The following is a 15,746-nucleotide window of genomic DNA, read 5'->3' as shown; positions in this document are numbered from 1 at the left end:
CCCCCCCCCCCCCCCCCCCCCCCTCCTCACCTCATACCCCGACCACCGAGACCTACACTAGGTTCTCTTCGTCGGCAGCGTCAGATGTGTATAAGAGACAGGTGCGCCTGTCCGTGGCGCTGGCGCTGGCGCTGGCAGGCGCTGCCGCGCAGGCCGCGCCAGGCGTGCCGGCCTATCGTGAATTCCGCGACTGGATCGTCGCCTGCGACAACGCGCGCCGCTGCGAGGCGCGGCTGGCGCCGGCTTCCGGGGAGCCCGTGGCGCTGCGGCTGGCGCTCTCGCGCGAGGCGGGGCCGGAGGGGGCCGTGGAACTGGAGCTTGCCGGCGAGAAGCCCCTGCCCGCGTCTGCCGCGCAGCGCGACGGCCAGCCCCTGGAGGCCGCCGACCAGCCCGCTGGCACCGGTACTGCCTGGACGGCCGACGGCGAAGGCAGCTACCGCCTGCAGGGCGAACCCGCGCTGCGTCTGGTGCGCAGCCTGGCGCAGGCCCAGGCTTTGACCATGGCCACCGCGACCGAGCCGCAGCCGGTGAATCTGTCGCTGGACGGACTGGCCGCCGCGGCGCTTTTCATCGACGAGGTGCAGGGGCGCGTGGGCAACGTGACGGCCTTGGTACGGCCCGGCCGCGCCGCTGCCGCCCAGGTGCCCGCGCCGGCCGCATTGCCGGTGCTGCGCGCCGCGCCCGAGCCGCCGCCGCTGGCCGAGCCCGAACGATTCGCGCGCGCGGTGCGTTCACGCAATGCTGCGCTGGTGGCGCGGCGCTGCGATCCGCCGCGCGGCGAGACCTCGGCCGACGAAGCGCAGCCGCTGACGGCCGACGACGCCCTGGTGCTGCTGCAGTGCTGGCGCGGCCCCTACCAGTCCAGCGCGCTGGTGCTGCGCGTGCCGCGGACCGCGCCCGAGCGCGCGGAGCCCGTGTTGCTGCCGCCCGTGCCCGGCGGTCTTCGGCTGGTCAAAGGGCAGGGAGCGGAGGACGATGCCAGCGTGCTCACCGAGCCTGTCTATGACCCGGCAAGCGCTACGCTCAACAGCTTCTCCAAAGGCCGCGGCATCGGCGACTGCGGTGTCGCCCTGGGCTGGGTGTTCGACGGCAAGGCGTTCCAGCCCGCGTCGCGCGACGAACAGCGGCGCTGTGCCGGCTCGCCGGGGGACTGGCCCGCGCTCTATCGCAGCCGGATCGAACCGGCGCCCGGGCGCTGACACCATGGCCCGCGCTCCCGATTCCCTGGAGGCGCTGGTCCAGGCGCTGCGGCGCCTGCCGGGCGTGGGCGCCAAGTCCGCGCAGCGCATGGCCTTCCATCTGCTGCAGCACGACCGGCCCGGTGCGGAGATGCTGTCGCAGGCGCTGCACCATGCGGTGGCCCAGGTGCGGCACTGCGCGCTGTGCAATACCTTCACGGAAACCGACATCTGCGAGGTCTGCAGCGATCCCGAGCGCGACTTCAGCAAGCTCTGCGTGGCCGAGACCCCGGCCGACCAGGCGGCCATGGAGCGTACCGGCGCGTTCCGCGGCCGCTACTTCGTGCTGATGGGCCGGCTCTCGCCGCTCGACGGCATCGGGCCGAAGGAAATCGGACTGCAGAAGCTGTTCGACCGCGCCACCGATGGCTCGGTGCAGGAAGTGATCCTGGCCACCAATTTCACCGCCGAGGGCGAGGCCACGGCCCACGTCATCACCGAGGGCCTGCGCGCGCGCGGGCTGCGCGTCACGCGGCTGTCGCGCGGCGTGCCGGTGGGCAGCGAGCTAGAGTTCGTGGACCTGGGCACCATTGCCCATGCGCTGGCCGACCGGAGATGATGCAGGCTGCATGCAGCGCGCTGCGGTCTGCGTGTGAGCGTTCTGAAAGGCTGATATGACCCATTTCACCATTGCCTACTGGTGCGTGCTCTTTGCCGCGCTGTTGCCCATCTTCTGCTCGGCGGCGGCCAAGGCGGGCCGCAAGGACTTCGACAACGGCGCTCCGCGCAACTGGTCCGCGCGGCTCGACGGCTGGCGCGCGCGCGCCGTCGCGGCGCAGGACAACGGCTTCGAGAACCTGCCCTTCTTCATCGGAGCGGTGGTGATCGCCCACCAGCTCGGCGCGCCGCAGGGCCGGGTCGACCTGCTCGCGCTGGCGTGGATCGCGGCGCGCATCGTCTACAGCGGGCTCTACATCTCCGGCCATGCCACGCTGCGCAGCGTGGTGTTCAGCGTGGGGCTGCTGCTCAACATCGCCATCCTGTTCGCCGGCTACCGCTGATCCGTTCACGTCTTCCGGCCGCGCGGAAGTTCCGGTTTCCCGCTACGTGCTTTCCCGCTGGGGAGATGTACCGATGCGCCGGCAAAGCACGCGCCGCTAAGCTCATGCGACCTGCGACGCAGGCCATCGCGCATGACCGTTCCCCGCACTTCCCTGATGAACCGCCGCGGCTTTCACGCCGCGGCATCGCTGGCAGCCGCGGCGCTGGCCGCACCAGCCCTGCTGCGCACGCAGCCGGTGCTCGAGAGGACGCGGGTGTCGATCGCGGTCGGCGGCAAGGGCAGTTTCTATTTCCTGCCGCTGACCATCGCCGAGCAGTTGGGCTACTTTCGGGCCGAGGGGCTGGAGGTGGAGATCAGCGATTTCGCCGGCGGCTCGCGTGCCCTGCAGGCGGTGGTGGGAGGGCTGGCCGACGTCTGCTGCGGCGCCTTCGAGCACACCGTGAGCCTGCAGAGCAAGGGCCGGTTCTTCCGCAGCTTCGTGCTGATGGGGCGCGCGCCGCAGATCGTGGTGGGGGTGTCGCACCGGACCATGGGAGCCTACCGGACGGCGGCCGACCTGCGGGGCCGCCGGATCGGCGTGACCTCGCTCGGCTCTTCCACCAACATGCAGGCCAACCTGCTGTTGCTGGGCGCGGGGGTGAAGCCGTCCGAAGTGTCCTTCGTCGGCGTGGGCTCGTCGATGACGGCCTTGACGGCGCTGCGCTCGGGCCAGATCGACGCGATCAGCAATGTCGATCCGATCATGACCGTGCTGGAGCAGAAGGGCGACATCCGCGTGATCTGCGACACGCGCACGCTCAAGGGGGCGCAGGAGGTCTTCGGCGGCCCCATGCCGGCGGCCTGCCTGTATGCCCCGGAAGGCTTCGCCGACAAGAATCCCGGCACGGCCCAGGCACTGGCCAGCGCCGTCGTGCACGCGCTGAAATGGATACAGACGGCCGGCCCCAGCGACATCCTGCGGACCGTACCCGAGCGCTACCTGCTGGGGGACCGGGCGCTGTACCTGAGCGCCTTTGGCAAGGTGCGCGAAGCCATATCGCCCGACGGCATGGTGCCCGAACAGGGGCCGGTCACGGCGGTGCGTGCACTCGCCAATTTCGACCCGGCGGTGCGGGTCGGCAAGATCGACCAGGCCAGGCTCTTCACCAACGAATTCGCGCGCCGGGCGAAGGGCCGCTTCCAGGCGTAGGGCGCGCGGCGCATCGCATGGCCTCGGGTCAGCCGGCTCCGCCGCCGGGCCCCTGCCCGAGCTGCAGGCTGCCGTGGCGGCGATTTTTGAGAGAAATAGTGCTGAATCCCAGGTTTTACCTGGGTTTTTTGCTATATAAATAATAGCAATTTCATGGCTGACGCTGTCCCGCACGTGGCGGCATCCGGGTTGCGTCCGCTGGCAGAATCCTGCGCGATGAACACCACGCCCGCCTCCTCCGCAGCCCGGCCCGCACCGGAGCCGCGATCTGCCTACCGCGCGTTCCGCTCCATCGGCACCCGCTGGGCCGACAACGACGTGTACGGCCATGTCAACAACGTCGTCTACTACAGCTGGTTCGACACGGCCGTGAACGCGCATCTGATCGAGCAGGGCGCGCTGGACATCCATGGCGGCCCGACCATCGGGCTGGTGATCGAGACCCAGTGCAACTACTTCGCGCCGATCGCGTTCCCCGATGCGGTGGACGCCGGCATCCGCGTGGCGGCCCTGGGTTCGTCCAGCGTGCGCTACGAGGTGGGCCTGTTCCCGGCCGGCAGCGGGCTGACGGCCGCGCGCGGCCATTTCGTGCACGTCTACGTGGACCGGGCCTCGCGCAGGCCGGTGCCCTTGCCGGAGCGCCTGCGCCAGGTGCTGCAAGCGCTGCGGGGCCCGGACGCCTGAGCGTCCGGGCCCCGCAAGGGCCTTGTCAGTCGGCGTTGCCCAGCACGATGCCTTCGCGGCGCGGATCGGCGCCGCCCTGCAGTACCGGCGCGCCGTTGCGGGTGGTGCTGATGATGGTGCCGATGCCGCTCGACTGCGCGGCGGTCGATACCGTATGGCCCAGCGCCCGCAGCCCGACGATCAGCGGATCGTTGTTGCCGCCGTTGGTGATGTCCAGCACCGGGTGCTCGCCGCCCAGGCTGGTCGTGGCGCTGTTGCTGGCGCCGAAGTCCACCAGCGAGGTGGCCTGCTGCGCATCCAGGCCCCAGTCCAGCGCGCCGACCAGGGTCTTGGTGACGTACTGGATGATGGTGCCGCCGCCCGGGGAGCCGGTGCCCATCACGAAGTCACCCATGGAGCCGTCGGCGGCCTTCCTGAAGACCAGCGTGGGCGCCATCGAGCTGCGCGGACGCTTGCCCGGTTCGACCTTGTTGGCCACCGGCAGGCCGGCGCCGTCGGTCGGGGTGGCCGAGAAGTCGGTCAACTGGTTGTTCAGGATGAAGCCCTGCGTGAAGTGGTAGGAGCCCATGCCCGCTTCCACCGTGGTCGTCATCACCACGGCGTTGCCGGCGGCGTCGACGATGGTGAAGTGCGTGGTGCCGCGCTCCTCGATCAGCGACACGCCCTGCGCGGCCGAGCCGAACACGCCGGGCTGCGCCGTACCCATGCTCCTGGCCGTGCTGATCAGCGCGGCGCGGCTCTTCAGGTAGGGTTTGTTCAGCAGCGTGTTCCAGGAGTTGCCGGGCAGCGGGGTGAAGTCGGTGTCGGCCACGTACTTGTCGCGGTCGGCATAGGCCAGGCGCTCGGCCTCGCTCACCAGGTGCACGCCCTGCACCGTGGGCTTGCCGCCTTCGGCCAGGCTGCCGGTGGGCTTGAGCGGGGCCAGGTTGAAGTTCTCCAGGATGCCGAGCGCCGAGGCCACCGCGATGCCGCCCGAGGACGGCGGCGACATGCCGCAGACCCAGTACTCGCGGTAGGTGGTGCAGACCGGGTCGCGGCGCTTGGCCTGGTAGTTGGCCAGGTCGCTGAGCTCGGTCAGGCCGGGCGTGATGGGCACGGCCGGCGTGCCGCCGCTGGTGGCCTTGATCTTGGCGACGATGCCTTGGGCCACCGGACCGGTGTAGAAGGCATTGGCGCCGCCCGCGGCGATGGTGCCCAGCGTGGCGGCATAGGCCGGGTTGCGCAGGCGCGTGCCCAGGCCCTTGGGCGTGCCGTCGCTGTTGAAGAAGTAGGCGGTGGCCTCGGCGTCGCGCTTGAGGCCCGTGGCGCCGCCCGCGATGGCGTCGGCCAGACGGCCGCTGATCAGGAAGCCGTCATTGGCCAGGCTGATGGCGGGCCTGAACAGGTCGGACCAGGGGCGGCGGCCGTGGTCCGACCAGGCCAGCTCCAGCATGCGCACGGCGCCGGGCGTGCCGATGGAGCGGCCGCTGGCGCGCGCACCGCCGGGCTGGGGCGGCGTCTGGTCGGTGCTGCTGACCCAGCGCAGGTAGTTCTCGGTAGCCGCGGCGGGAGCGGTTTCGCGGCCGTCATAGGCCTGGACCTTCTTGGTCCTGGCGTCGTAATACAGCATGAAGGCGCCGCCGCCCAGCCCCGAGGACTGCGGCTCGACCAGGCCCAGCACCGCCTGCACCGCCACGGCGGCATCGGCGGCGCTGCCGCCGTTCTTCAGCACGTCGCAGCCGGCCTTGGAGGCCAGCGGGTTGGCGGAGACCACCATGTATTTGGTGGCGTAGGTCGCCTTCTTGCCGAGGACGTAGCCGCTGGCGGGCTCGGGTGCGGATGGATCGCCGGCCTGGCCGGACCCGACGACGACGCTGCCGCCGCTGCTGGTCGTGAGGTTGCAGGAGTTCTGCGCGGTGTCGATCGGGATGGCGCCGCGGTCGCTGCCGCCGCAGCCGGCAAGCGCCAGCAGCACGGCCAGCAGCGCAGGGGCGACGCGCCGGTGCGTGGACCTGGGCCGGGTCTGCGCCTTGGTGGGGCATGGGGTCATGGAAGGGTCCTCCAGGGAGATCGGGTGGGCTGGGGTTCGCCTCGCCCCACCAGGAGGCGGCGCCAGGCGCCACCAGTGTGACATGCAAATTACAGGCTTGATACATCCGCCTGCATGCCGCGCCCCGTGATGCGAGAATGCCCGAGGGCCCCGCATCGCCTTCCGCGCATCGGCCTGCCGCACCGCACCATGATCATCACCAGCCTGCTCGATACCGACCTCTACAAGTTCACGATGATGCAGGTCGTGCTGCACCAGTTCCCCGGGGCGCATGTCGAATACCGCTTCAAGTGCCGCACGCCCGACGTGGCGCTGGCGCCGTTCGTGCCGGAGATCCGCGAGGAGATCCGCGCGCTGTGCGGGCTACGCTTCCAGGAGGCCGAGCTGGCCTACCTGCGCTCCATGCGCTTCATCAAGAGCGACTTCGTCGATTTCCTCGGCCTGTTCCAGCTCAATCCGCGCAACATCACCGTTACGGCGCTGCCCTCGGGCGAGATCGACATCGTCATCGAAGGCCCATGGCTGCACACCATCCTGTTCGAGATACCGGTGCTGGCCATCGTCAACGAGGTCTACTTCCGCAACACGCAGCGCGTGCCCGACTTCGTCGGGGGCCGTGCGCGGCTGGACCGCAAGATCGCGCAGCTGCAGGGCGAGGGCCTGGGGTCGCTCAAGATCGCCGACTACGGCACGCGCCGGCGCTTCAGCCGCGCCTGGCACGAGGAGGTCCTGCGCGTGCTCTCCAACCGCCTGGGAACCGGCCCGCAAGGCCAGTTCGCCGGCACCAGCAACGTGCTGTACGCAATGCAGCTCGGACTGACCCCGCTGGGCACCATGGCGCACGAGTACCTGCAGGCCTGCCAGGCGCTGGGGCCGCGGCTGCGCGACAGCCAGGTGTTCGGCTTCGAGACCTGGGCCAAGGAGTACCGCGGCGACCTGGGCATCGCGCTGTCGGACGTGTACGGCATGAATGCCTTCCTGCGCGACTTCGACATGTACTTCTGCAAGCTGTTCGACGGCGCGCGCCACGACAGCGGCGATCCGTTCGCCTGGGGCGAGCGGCTGCTGGAGCACTACCGCCAGAACCGCGTCGACCCGCGCACCAAGACCCTGATCTTCAGCGACAGCCTGACCGTGCCGCGCACCATCGAGCTGTACCAGCAGTTCCACGGGCGCTGCCAACTGGCCTTCGGCATCGGCACCAACCTGACCAATGACCTGGGCGACCCGCCGGCCCACGTGCCGCTGCAGATCGTCATCAAGATGGTGCGCTGCAACGGGCAGCCGGTGGCCAAGCTGTCGGACACGCCGGCCAAGAACATGTGCGACGACGAGAAGTACCTCGCCTACCTGCGGCAGGTGTTCGAGATTCCCGCGCCGGTTTGAAAAACCCCCGGCAGGCCTGCCGGCCGGCTCGGCCGCCGCGGGCCTTGCTTTTTTCCATAGGAGACTTTTCCGCATGAGCAAGCCCCGCATCCTCGTGGCACGCGCGCTGTTTCCCGAAACCGTCGCGCTGCTGGAGCAGCATTTCGACGTCGAGCACAACCAGGCCGACGAGCCCTGGGACGCCGCCGGGTTCATCGCACGCCTGCAGGGCAAGCAGGGCGTGCTCACCACCGGCAGCGAGTGCGTGGACGCCGCCGTGCTCGCGGCCTGCCCGGAGCTGCGCATCTGCGCCAACATGGCCGTGGGCTACAACAACTTCGACGTCGAGGCCATGAGCGCGGCCGGCGTGCAGGGCACCAACGCTCCGGACGTGCTGACCGAGACCACGGCGGACTTCGGCTTCGCGCTGCTGATGGCCACGGCGCGCCGCATCACCGAGAGCGAACACTTCCTGCGCAGCGGGCAATGGAAGCGCTGGCGCTACGACATGTTCGCCGGCGCCGAGGTGCACGGCAGCACCCTGGGCATTCTGGGCATGGGCCGCATCGGCCAGGGCGTGGCCCGGCGCGGCGCCTACGGCTTCGGCATGAACGTGCTCTACCACAACCGTTCGCGGCTCGACCCGGCGCTGGAGTCCGAATGCAGGGCGCGCTACGTGGGCAAGGAGGAACTGCTGAAGACCGCCGACCACCTGGTGCTGGTGCTGCCCTACAGCGCCTCGTCGCACCACGCCATCGGCGCGGCGGAGCTGGCGCTGATGAAGCCCACGGCCACGCTGGTCAACATCGCGCGAGGCGGCATCGTGGACGATGCCGCGCTGGCCGCCGCGCTGCGCGAGGGCCGCATCGCCGCCGCGGGGCTGGACGTGTTCGAGGGCGAGCCGCGGGTGCATCCGGACCTGCTGGCTCTCTCCAACGTCGTGCTCACCCCGCACATCGCCAGCGCCACCATGCCGACCCGGCGCGCCATGGCCCGCCTGGCCGCCGACAACCTGATTGCCTTCTTCCATGGCGACGGCCCGCTCACGCCGGTCAATTCGGTAATGGGGAGCAAGGTTTGACCGACATGCCGCTGGACCGCTGGGCGCTGCTGGCGCTGGCCCTGCTCAATCTGCTGGTGCTGCTGGCCCTGCTGCTGCGGCGGCCAGGCTCCGAAGGCCGGGAGGAGCTGCTGAGCGCCATCGGCAGCGCCAGCGAGCGCAGCGAGCGCGGCGAGCGGGAACTGCGCCGCGAACTGGCGGCCGACGCGCGCAGCGGCCGCCAGGAACTGGCCCAGGCCTTCTCCACGCTGCAGAGCAGCCTGACGCTGCAGAGCGCGGAAGCCATCCGCACCCAGAACCTGCAGATCGACGCCTTCGCGCAGCAACTGGCGCTGCTGCAGAACACCCTGGCCACGCAGTTGCAGGGCCTGTCGGAGTCCAACGCGCGGCGCATGGCCGAGGTGCGCGCCACGCTGGAGGCGCAACTGGCGCAACTGCAGCAGTCCAACGCCGCCAAGCTCGACGAGATGCGGCAGACGGTGGACGAGAAGCTGCAGAACACGCTGGAGACCCGGCTGGGCGAGAGCTTCAAGCAGGTGGCCGACCGGCTCGAGCAGGTGCACAAGGGCCTGGGCGAGATGCAGTCGCTGGCCAGCGGCGTGGGCGACCTGCAGCGCGTGCTGACCAACGTCAAGACGCGCGGCATGTTCGGCGAGGTGCAACTGGAGGCGCTGCTGGAGCAGGTGCTGACGGTCGAGCAGTACGCCAAGCAGGTCGAGACCCGGCCGCGCAGCGGGCAGCGGGTGGACTTCGCGATCCGTTTTCCCGGCCGGGGCGACGATGGCGCGCCGGTCTGGCTGCCGGTCGATGCCAAGTTCCCGCGCGAGGACTACGAGCGCCTGCTCGACGCCCACGACCGCGCCGATGCCGCCGGTGCCGAGGCCGCCGGCAAGGCGCTGGAGGCGCGCATCCGCGCCGAGGCCAAGACCATCTCCGAGAGCTACCTGGCGCCGCCGCACACCACCGACTTCGCCATCCTGTTCCTGCCGATCGAGAGCCTCTATGCCGAGGTGCTGCGCCGGCCCGGGCTGATGGATGCGCTGCAGCGCAACCACCGCGTCACGCTGGCCGGGCCGACCACCTTGCTGGCCATGCTCAACAGCCTGCACATGGGCTTTCGCACGCTGGCGCTGGAGCGCCAGGCGTCCGAGGTCTGGCGCGTGCTGGGCGCGGTCAAGACCGAATTCGAGCGCTACGGGGAATGGGTGGTACGCATACGCGAGCAGGTGCACAAGGCCGCCGATACCCTGGACAAGGCCGACACCCGCACCCGGCAGATGCGGCGCGCCCTCAAGAACGTCGAGGCGCTGCCCGACGCGCAGGCGCAGGCGCTGCTGCCCGCGTTGGACGAAGAGGCCGAGGGTTAGCGCCGCATGACGCCGGAGCTGATGCGCCTGATCCTGGCGCAGATCTTCCTGCACGCGGCCATGGCCGGCACGCGCATGGCCGCGCCGCTGCTGGCGCTGTCGCAGGGCGCGAGCGCCGCCGCGGTGGGCGGGCTGCTGGCCCTGTTCGCGTTGTCGCAGGTCTTCCTGGCATTGCCGGCCGGCCGCTATGCCGACCGGCACGGCCTGCGCCGGCCGCTGTCCTATGCGGTGGCGGCGGCTGTGCTGGGGGTGGGCAGCGCGGCCGCGTTTCCAAGCTACCCCGTGCTGTGTTTCGCGGCCCTGCTCACCGGCGGTGCCACCGGCACAGCGGTGATCGCGCTGCAGCGCCACGTCGGGCGCGCCGCCGAAAGCGCAACCCAGCTCAAGCAGGTGTTCAGTTGGCTGGGCATTGCGCCTGCGGTGGCGAACTTCGCCGGGCCGTTCGCGGCCGGGCTGCTGATCGACCATGCCGGCTACCGCACGGCGTTTGCGGTGATGGCCTGTCTGCCGCTGGTGTGCTGGTACACGGCACGCCGCACGCGAGAGCTGCCGCCGGTGGCGGTGGCGCCGGCAGGCGCGGGCCCCAGGCCGCGCGTGTGGGACTTGCTGCGCGTGCGCATGTTCCGGCGCCTGCTGTTCGTGAACTGGCTGCAGTCGTCCTGCTGGGACGTGCATACCTTCGTGCTGCCCCTGATCGGCCATGAGCGCGGCTTCAGCGCCTCGACCATCGGCACCATCCTGGGCGTGTTCGCGGTGGCGGCGGCGCTGGTGCGCCTGGCGCTGCCGCTGGTGGCGGCGCGGGTGCGCGAGTGGGCGGTGATCGCCACCTCCAGCATCGCCACGGCCCTGATCTTCGCCGTCTATCCGCTGCTGCCCTCGGCCTTTGCCATGGGCGTGTGCTCGGTGCTGCTGGGCTTTGCGCTGGGCGCGGTGCAGCCCATGGTGATGAGCATGCTGCACCAGGTGACGCCGCATGCGCGCCATGGCGAGGCGCTGGGCCTACGGCTGATGACCATCAACGCCTCCAGCGTCGCCATGCCGCTGCTGTTCGGCGCGGCCGGCGCGGTGGTCGGCATCTCGGGCGTGTTCTGGATCGTGGGCCTGGTGGTGGGCGGCGGCTCGCGCGCCGCCTGGCTGCTGCGCGACGGCCTGCCGGCCGCGCCGCAGCAGGATCACAGCCGGTAGAAGGCCTGGATGTAGTCCCAGGCGTCCTGCGGGTCGTCGGTCAGGTGGAACAGCTTCAGGTCGGCGGCGGCGATCGTGCCTTCTTCCACCAGCACGTCGAAGTGGATCAGGCGCGACCAGAAGCTGCGTCCGAACAGCACGATCGGCACCTGCCGCGACTTCTTGGTCTGCACCAGGGTCAGCAGCTCGAACAGTTCGTCGAGCGTGCCGAAGCCGCCCGGGAAGGCCACCAGCGCCTTGGCGCGCATCATGAAATGCATCTTGCGCAGCGCGAAGTAGTGGAACTTGAAGGACAGGCTGGGCGTGATGAAGCGGTTGCCGCTCTGCTCGTGCGGCAGGGCGATGTTCAGGCCCACGGTCAGCGCGCCGGCCTCGTGCGCGCCACGGTTGGCGGCCTCCATGATGCCGGGGCCGCCGCCGGTACAGATGTACAGGCGTTCCTCGCGCGGACGCGCCAGGCTGTCGGTCGCGACCAGGCCGGCGAAGATGCGGGCCTGTTCGTAGTAGTGGGCGTTCTTCACCTTCAGCCGTGCGGCGGCCACGGCGTCGGCGTCGCCCGTAGCCTCGGCGGCGGCGAGCAGCGCCTCTGCCTCGTCCAGCGGCAGGAAGCGCGCGCTGCCATAGACAACGACGGTGTTGTCGATGCCCTGGGCCTGCTGCTCGATGTCGGGCTTGAGCATTTCCAGCTGCAGGCGGATGCCGCGGGTCTCGCGGCGCACCAGGAATTCCGGGTCCGAGAAGGCCAGCCGATAGGCGTCGGCCTGGAGGGGGGTGCCGCTGTCGGCATGGGCTTGCAGTTGCGCCCAGGCGTCGGCGATGCGGCGGTCGTTCAGGTTGTGGGTGTTGTCCATTCCCCGGATTGTCGGGGATGCGCATGGTCATCCCTGACGCTATCCTTGCCGCCCATGAGCGCTTCCGCCTACCGGTTCCGCGACCTGCTGCAGGAGCGTGCCTACATCCGTTTCTGGGCCACGCGGCTGTTGGGTACCGCGGGGCAGCAGATGCTGATGGTGGCCGTGGGCTGGCAGATGTACGAGCTGACCGGCAGCGCCTGGGACCTGGGCCTGGTCGGCCTCTACCAGTTCTTGCCGGCGCTGCTGCTGGCGCTGGTGGCGGGCCACGTGGCCGACCGCCTGCACCGCGGCCGCATCGTCGCCGCCTGCCTGATGTCGCAGGCCATGGTGGCCGTGACCCTGGTGCTGGCCACGCAGGGCCACTGGGTCGGGCGCGATCTGCTGCTGGGGCTGTCGGTGCTGCTGGGCATGGCGCGCGCCTTCCAGATGCCGGCGCAGCAGGCGCTCACGCCGATGCTGGTGCCGGCGCCGATGCTGCCGCGCGCCATGGCGTTCGCCTCGGCCGGCCAGCAGGCCGCCGTCATCGGCGGCCCGGCGCTGGGCGGGCTGGTGTTCGTGGCCGGCGCTGCGGCGGTGTATGCCGCCTGCACCGCGCTGTTCGTCACCGGCTGCGTGCTGATCGCGCGGTTGCGCTACGCCCATGCGCCGGCCCCGCGCGAGCCGGTGTCGGCGCAGACGCTGCTGGCGGGCGTGCGCTTCATCTGGCAGCGCAAGCCGGTGCTGGGCGCGGTCTCGCTCGACCTGTTCGCCGTGCTGCTGGGCGGTGCGGTGGCGCTGCTGCCGATCTTCGCGCGCGACATCCTGCACACGGGGCCCTGGGGCCTGGGCCTGCTGCGCTCGGCGCCGGCGCTCGGGGCGCTCTGCACGTCGGTGGTGCTCACGCGCTGGCCGCTGGAGCGGCGCGTGGGCCGGACGCTGCTCGGCGCCGTCGCGCTGTTCGGCGTGGCGACGCTGGTGTTCGGCCTGTCGCGCAGCCTCTGGCTGTCGCTGGTGGCGCTGGCCGTGACCGGTGGCGCCGACATGGTCAGCGTGGTGGTGCGCCAGACGCTGGTGCAGCTGGAGACGCCCGACGCCATGCGCGGGCGGGTCAGCGCGGTCAACTCGGTCTTCATCGGCGCGAGCAACCAGTTGGGAGAATTCGAATCCGGCGCCACCGCCGCGCTGCTGGGGCCGGTTGGAGCGGTGGTGCTGGGAGGCGTGGGCACGGTGGCGGTGGCGCTGCTGTGGTTGCGCCTCTTCCCTTCGTTGGCGGGGCGTGACCGGATCGGGGGATGAGTTGCGGCACACTGCGCGGATGCTGCAGAAATTTACGGAACGCTTGCTGGCGCAGGCGCTGGCGCCGCTGGTCCGGCGCGGTTCCTTGCGCATTGCATGGCCCTCGGGCCGCCGCCTGGCGCTTGGCGATGGCGGCGCGCCGCGGGTGGCGATCGGCTTCACCGACGCGGCGGCGGTGCGGGCGCTGCTGCGCGACCCCGACCTGCAACTGGGCGAGCTGTTCATGGACGGGCGGCTGCGCGTGGAGGAGGGCAGTGTCTACGAGCTGCTGGAGCTGCTGCTGCGCGACGCCAAGCAGGTGCGGCCCGGCCTGGCGACGCGCGTGCTCGACCGCGTGCGCATGGGCTTGCGCGGCTTCCTGCAGCGCAACCTGCCGGACCGGGCGCGTGCCAACGTGGCCCACCACTACGACCTGGACGACCGGCTCTACGGCCTGTTCCTCGACAGCGACCGGCAGTACTCCTGCGCCTATTTCGAGTCGCCCGAGCAGAGCCTGGAGGCGGCCCAGCTCGCCAAGAAGCGTCACATCGCGGCCAAGCTGCTGGTGCAGCCGGGACAGCGGGTGCTGGACATCGGCTGCGGCTGGGGCGGCCTGTCGCGCTACCTGGCGGCGGTGGCGGGCGCGGGCCACGTCACCGGCATCACGCTGTCGACCGAGCAGATCGCCGAGGCCGAGCGGCTGCGCGCCGGCACGCCGCGCCCCGATGCGCTGGAGTACCGCCTGGAGGACTACCGCGCCACGCGCGGGCGCTTCGACCGCATCGTCTCGGTCGGCATGTTCGAGCACGTGGGACGCCACTTCCACGACGCCTTCTTCCGCCAGTGCTACGAGCTGCTGGAGGACGACGGCGTGATGCTGCTGCACTTCATCGGCAACTCCGACGTGCCGGACTTCAACAACCCGTGGATCGAGAAGTACATCTTCCCGGGCGGCAGCCTGCCGTCGCTGTCGGAGTGCACGCCGGCCATCGAGCGCTCGGGCCTGATCGTCACCGACATCGAGGTGCTGCGCCTGCACTATGCGCGCACCCTGCGCCTGTGGCGCGAGCGCTTCCTGGCGCGGCGTGAGGAGGCGCGCGCGCTCTATGACGAGCGCTTCTGCCGCATGTGGGAGTTCTATCTGTCGATGTCGGAGACCGCCTTCCGCTACCAGGACATCGCCGTCTTCCAGATCCAGCTCGCGCGCCGGCAGGAGGCCGTGCCGCTCACGCGCGACTACGTCGCCGAGCGCGAAGCGGCGCTGCGGCAGCGCGAGGCCATGGATTTTTCACAAAAAATGGCCTGAAGCCCTAGTGAGTCAACGGCTTTGTGCTATTAAAAATGTAGCAGTGTGGACGCCCGCCAGCGTCAGCAGCAGCGAGCCCGCCACATGCAGCAGGACGGTGCCGAAAGCCAGCGCCAGCCGCTGCTGCAGCAGCATGCCCACCACCTCCGCGGAAAAGCTGGAGAAGGTGGTGAGCCCGCCCAGGAAGCCGGTCACCAGCGCTAGGCGCCAGACCGGGTCGAGCTGCGGCATGTTCTGGAACACCGCCACGCAGATGCCGACCAGATAGCCGCCGATCAGGTTGGCCGCCAGCGTGCCCCAGGGCACGCTGGCGGCATGGGTGTTCAGCCAGAGGCCCAGGCCCCAGCGCGAGAGGGCGCCGATGCTGGCGCCGATGCAGATGGCGAAGACGGGAAGCATGGTGAGGCCAGTTAGGAAGGCTGCGCGGACACCGAAATCTTGTCAAAAAGTGCCTGAAGCCCAGGATTTTTCTGGGCATTATGCTATCAATTTCATTGCGACGGATCGCCATCCGGCAGGCCGTCGCTCAGGCCCTCGGGCACGTCGGTGCGCCCGGCGCGGCGGGCCCGGAACAGCGCGGCGCGCATCAGGAAGATGGTGGTCACCGGCACGGTGAGCGCCACGAAGATGGCGATCAGCAGCGCATGCACCGAGAGCGAGCTCGCGCGCGCCGAGAAGTAGACGATGGTCGCGGCCACCAGCGACCAGCAGCCCAGGGTGGCCCCCAGCGTGGTGGCGTGGATGCGCTGGAAGAAGCTGCCCAGCCGCAGCACCCCGACCGATCCCAGCAGCGCCATGGCGCTGCCCAGCAAGGCCAGCAGGCCGACCAGCACCTCGGCCCAGAACGGCAGCGCCACGGCGGGCGTCATGGCGCGGCTCCTGCCGGGCGTGCGGCGGCACGGTGGGTTTCGTTCACTCGATGACCTCGCCGCGCAGCAGGAACTTGGACATGGCGGTGGAGCCGACGAAGCCGAACAGCGCGATCAGCAGCGCCGCCTCGAAGTACATGCCGCTGCCGTAGCGCAGGCCCAGCACCAGCATGGCGAGCATGCCGTTGACGTAAAAGGTGTCCAGCGCCATGACGCGGTCCTGGGCCGTCGGCCCGCGCAGCATGCGCAGCAGGCAGCAGCCCATGGCCAGCGCCAGGCAGCCCATGGCGGTCCACAGGGACCAGGCGAGGAAGGGGCTCATTCGAAGATCTCCATGAGCGGG

At 70.4% G+C, this 15,746-nt stretch carries 16 protein-coding genes; 11 read left to right on the top strand and 5 right to left on the bottom strand.

Annotated elements, in window-relative coordinates; genetic code table 11:
• The 5 genes from JHD63_RS18210 to JHD63_RS18190 form a co-directional block, all read left to right on the top strand.
• Window positions 1-1,199 (top strand): DUF1176 domain-containing protein (locus JHD63_RS18210; protein ID WP_198972224.1); only part of this gene is annotated, 1,199 nt, incomplete at its 5' end.
• Window positions 1,200-1,203: 4 nt separating this feature from the next.
• Window positions 1,204-1,797 (top strand): recombination mediator RecR, encoded by a 594-nt coding sequence (recR, locus tag JHD63_RS18205; protein WP_198972223.1) that lies wholly within the window; start codon window positions 1,204-1,206, stop codon window positions 1,795-1,797.
• 55 nt (window positions 1,798-1,852) lie between these two features.
• Entirely contained in the window at window positions 1,853-2,239 is a 387-nt protein-coding gene (locus tag JHD63_RS18200) for an MAPEG family protein (protein ID WP_198972222.1), read from the top strand.
• 132 nt (window positions 2,240-2,371) lie between these two features.
• Entirely contained in the window at window positions 2,372-3,430 is a 1,059-nt protein-coding gene (locus JHD63_RS18195) for an ABC transporter substrate-binding protein (protein WP_233168380.1), read from the top strand.
• Window positions 3,431-3,646: 216 nt separating this feature from the next.
• Window positions 3,647-4,114: an acyl-CoA thioesterase gene (locus tag JHD63_RS18190; protein WP_198972221.1), complete on the top strand. Its 468-nt coding sequence runs from the start codon at window positions 3,647-3,649 to the stop codon at window positions 4,112-4,114.
• 25 nt (window positions 4,115-4,139) lie between these two features.
• Here the strand turns inward: JHD63_RS18190 and JHD63_RS18185 are convergent, their stop codons facing one another.
• Window positions 4,140-6,143: a gamma-glutamyltransferase family protein gene (locus JHD63_RS18185; RefSeq protein WP_198972220.1), complete on the bottom strand. Its 2,004-nt coding sequence runs from the start codon at window positions 6,141-6,143 to the stop codon at window positions 4,140-4,142.
• 189 nt (window positions 6,144-6,332) lie between these two features.
• Between JHD63_RS18185 and pncB the strand changes: the two genes are divergently transcribed.
• The 4 genes from pncB (at window position 6,333) to JHD63_RS18165 (ending at window position 11,120) form a co-directional block, all read left to right on the top strand.
• Entirely contained in the window at window positions 6,333-7,529 is a 1,197-nt protein-coding gene (gene pncB, locus JHD63_RS18180) for a nicotinate phosphoribosyltransferase (protein ID WP_198972219.1), read from the top strand.
• Window positions 7,530-7,602: 73 nt separating this feature from the next.
• Complete coding sequence (locus JHD63_RS18175; protein WP_198972218.1) at window positions 7,603-8,589, top strand: 2-hydroxyacid dehydrogenase; 987 nt, start codon at window positions 7,603-7,605, stop codon at window positions 8,587-8,589.
• 5 nt (window positions 8,590-8,594) lie between these two features.
• Window positions 8,595-9,935, top strand: coding sequence for a DNA recombination protein RmuC (gene rmuC, locus JHD63_RS18170; protein WP_198972217.1), 1,341 nt, complete (start codon window positions 8,595-8,597; stop codon window positions 9,933-9,935).
• Between the two features lie 6 nt (window positions 9,936-9,941).
• Window positions 9,942-11,120, top strand: coding sequence for an MFS transporter (locus tag JHD63_RS18165; protein WP_198972216.1), 1,179 nt, complete (start codon window positions 9,942-9,944; stop codon window positions 11,118-11,120).
• On the opposite strand, the gene JHD63_RS18160 is transcribed toward JHD63_RS18165, so the two are convergent.
• On the bottom strand, window positions 11,108-11,971 hold the full coding sequence (locus tag JHD63_RS18160) for an LOG family protein (RefSeq protein ID WP_198972215.1): 864 nt from the start codon (window positions 11,969-11,971) through the stop codon (window positions 11,108-11,110). The two genes, JHD63_RS18165 and JHD63_RS18160, sit on opposite strands and share 13 nt — an antisense overlap.
• 54 nt (window positions 11,972-12,025) lie before the next feature.
• On the opposite strand from JHD63_RS18160, the gene JHD63_RS18155 reads away from it, so the two are divergent.
• Window positions 12,026-13,249, top strand: coding sequence for an MFS transporter (locus JHD63_RS18155; protein WP_198972214.1), 1,224 nt, complete (start codon window positions 12,026-12,028; stop codon window positions 13,247-13,249).
• Window positions 13,250-13,268: 19 nt separating this feature from the next.
• Entirely contained in the window at window positions 13,269-14,534 is a 1,266-nt protein-coding gene (locus JHD63_RS18150) for an SAM-dependent methyltransferase (protein WP_198972213.1), read from the top strand.
• Window positions 14,535-14,546: 12 nt separating this feature from the next.
• Here the strand turns inward: JHD63_RS18150 and crcB are convergent, their stop codons facing one another.
• From crcB to JHD63_RS18135, 3 genes are all read right to left on the bottom strand, one after another.
• Window positions 14,547-14,933: a fluoride efflux transporter CrcB gene (gene crcB, locus JHD63_RS18145; protein ID WP_198972212.1), complete on the bottom strand. Its 387-nt coding sequence runs from the start codon at window positions 14,931-14,933 to the stop codon at window positions 14,547-14,549.
• Between the two features lie 92 nt (window positions 14,934-15,025).
• Window positions 15,026-15,403, bottom strand: coding sequence for a monovalent cation/H(+) antiporter subunit G (mnhG, locus tag JHD63_RS18140; RefSeq protein WP_198972211.1), 378 nt, complete (start codon window positions 15,401-15,403; stop codon window positions 15,026-15,028).
• A 43-nt stretch (window positions 15,404-15,446) separates the two neighbouring features.
• Complete coding sequence (locus JHD63_RS18135) at window positions 15,447-15,725, bottom strand: K+/H+ antiporter subunit F (protein ID WP_198972210.1); 279 nt, start codon at window positions 15,723-15,725, stop codon at window positions 15,447-15,449.
• Between the last annotated feature and the right edge of the window lie 21 nt (window positions 15,726-15,746).

The organism is Xylophilus sp. ASV27 (assembly GCF_016428875.1).
Taxonomy (GTDB): domain Bacteria; phylum Pseudomonadota; class Gammaproteobacteria; order Burkholderiales; family Burkholderiaceae_C; genus Xylophilus.
This window is presented reverse-complemented; position numbering and strand designations above follow the sequence as displayed.

Excerpts from the sequence above, each read along its gene's own strand:
- recR (WP_198972223.1), top strand. The coding sequence starts at position 1,204 with ATGGCCCGCGCTCCCGATTCCCTGGAGGCGCTGGTCCAGGCGCTGCGG.
- JHD63_RS18200 (WP_198972222.1), top strand. The coding sequence starts at position 1,853 with ATGACCCATTTCACCATTGCCTACTGGTGCGTGCTCTTTGCCGCGCTG.
- JHD63_RS18195 (WP_233168380.1), top strand. The coding sequence starts at position 2,372 with ATGACCGTTCCCCGCACTTCCCTGATGAACCGCCGCGGCTTTCACGCC.
- JHD63_RS18190 (WP_198972221.1), top strand. The coding sequence starts at position 3,647 with ATGAACACCACGCCCGCCTCCTCCGCAGCCCGGCCCGCACCGGAGCCG.
- JHD63_RS18185 (WP_198972220.1), bottom strand. The coding sequence starts at position 6,143 with ATGACCCCATGCCCCACCAAGGCGCAGACCCGGCCCAGGTCCACGCAC.
- pncB (WP_198972219.1), top strand. The coding sequence starts at position 6,333 with ATGATCATCACCAGCCTGCTCGATACCGACCTCTACAAGTTCACGATG.
- JHD63_RS18175 (WP_198972218.1), top strand. The coding sequence starts at position 7,603 with ATGAGCAAGCCCCGCATCCTCGTGGCACGCGCGCTGTTTCCCGAAACC.
- rmuC (WP_198972217.1), top strand. The coding sequence starts at position 8,595 with ATGCCGCTGGACCGCTGGGCGCTGCTGGCGCTGGCCCTGCTCAATCTG.
- JHD63_RS18165 (WP_198972216.1), top strand. The coding sequence starts at position 9,942 with ATGACGCCGGAGCTGATGCGCCTGATCCTGGCGCAGATCTTCCTGCAC.
- JHD63_RS18160 (WP_198972215.1), bottom strand. The coding sequence starts at position 11,971 with ATGGACAACACCCACAACCTGAACGACCGCCGCATCGCCGACGCCTGG.
- JHD63_RS18155 (WP_198972214.1), top strand. The coding sequence starts at position 12,026 with ATGAGCGCTTCCGCCTACCGGTTCCGCGACCTGCTGCAGGAGCGTGCC.
- JHD63_RS18150 (WP_198972213.1), top strand. The coding sequence starts at position 13,269 with ATGCTGCAGAAATTTACGGAACGCTTGCTGGCGCAGGCGCTGGCGCCG.
- crcB (WP_198972212.1), bottom strand. The coding sequence starts at position 14,933 with ATGCTTCCCGTCTTCGCCATCTGCATCGGCGCCAGCATCGGCGCCCTC.
- mnhG (WP_198972211.1), bottom strand. The coding sequence starts at position 15,403 with ATGACGCCCGCCGTGGCGCTGCCGTTCTGGGCCGAGGTGCTGGTCGGC.
- JHD63_RS18135 (WP_198972210.1), bottom strand. The coding sequence starts at position 15,725 with ATGAGCCCCTTCCTCGCCTGGTCCCTGTGGACCGCCATGGGCTGCCTG.